We start from the raw sequence: 657 nt of genomic DNA, 5'->3' as shown, positions 1-657 counted from the left end.
CGACCGCCGCGATCGTCACCGGGCGCCGCCAGGGGGCGGGCGCGCCGTAGCGGTCGGCGAGGTCGGTGGTCACGCCAGAAGCCTAAGTCCCGCCTCCTAGACTGAAGTCCATGCCCCAGTCCACCCCGGAGAAGCCCCGTGCCGGGCTCCGGCTCATGCACGTCCACGCCCACCCCGACGACGAGTCGAGCAAGGGCGCCGCGTCGACCGCGAAGTACGTCGCCGAGGGTGTCGACGTCCACGTCGTCACCTGCACCGGCGGCGAGCGCGGGTCGGTTCTCAACGCCAAGATGGACCGCCCGGAGGTCTGGGAGAACATCACCGAGATCCGCCGCGAGGAGATGCACCGCGCCCGCGACATCCTCGGGATCCGCCAGGACTGGCTCGGCTTCGTCGACTCCGGCTGGCCCGAGGGCGACCCGAAGCCGCCGCTGCCCGAGGGCTGCTTCGCGCTCGTGCCGCTCGAGGAGGCGGCCGAGCGCCTGGTCCGGCTGATCCGCGAGTTCCGCCCGCACGTCGTCACGACCTACGACGAGCGCGGGGGCTATCCCCACCCCGACCACATCCGCTGCCACGAGGTGTCCGTCGCCGCCTTCGCGGCGGCGGGCGACCCCGAGAAGTTCCCCGACGCGGGCGAGCCGTGGCAGCCGATGAAGC

General features: G+C 72.9%; 1 protein-coding gene. It reads left to right on the top strand.

Features of this window, described 5'->3' with window-relative positions; genetic code table 11:
* Positions 1-110: 110 nt before the first annotated feature.
* A partial coding sequence (mca, locus tag FB586_RS18550) for a mycothiol conjugate amidase Mca (RefSeq protein ID WP_136520839.1) occupies positions 111-657 on the top strand: 547 nt, incomplete at its 3' end.

Origin of the sequence: Cellulomonas telluris, from assembly GCF_004886325.1 — a bacterium.
In the GTDB taxonomy this organism is placed as follows: Bacteria; Actinomycetota; Actinomycetes; order Actinomycetales; family Cellulomonadaceae; genus Cellulomonas; species Cellulomonas telluris.
Note: the sequence above shows the minus strand (reverse complement) of the source record. Positions and strands in the feature narration are given on the sequence as shown.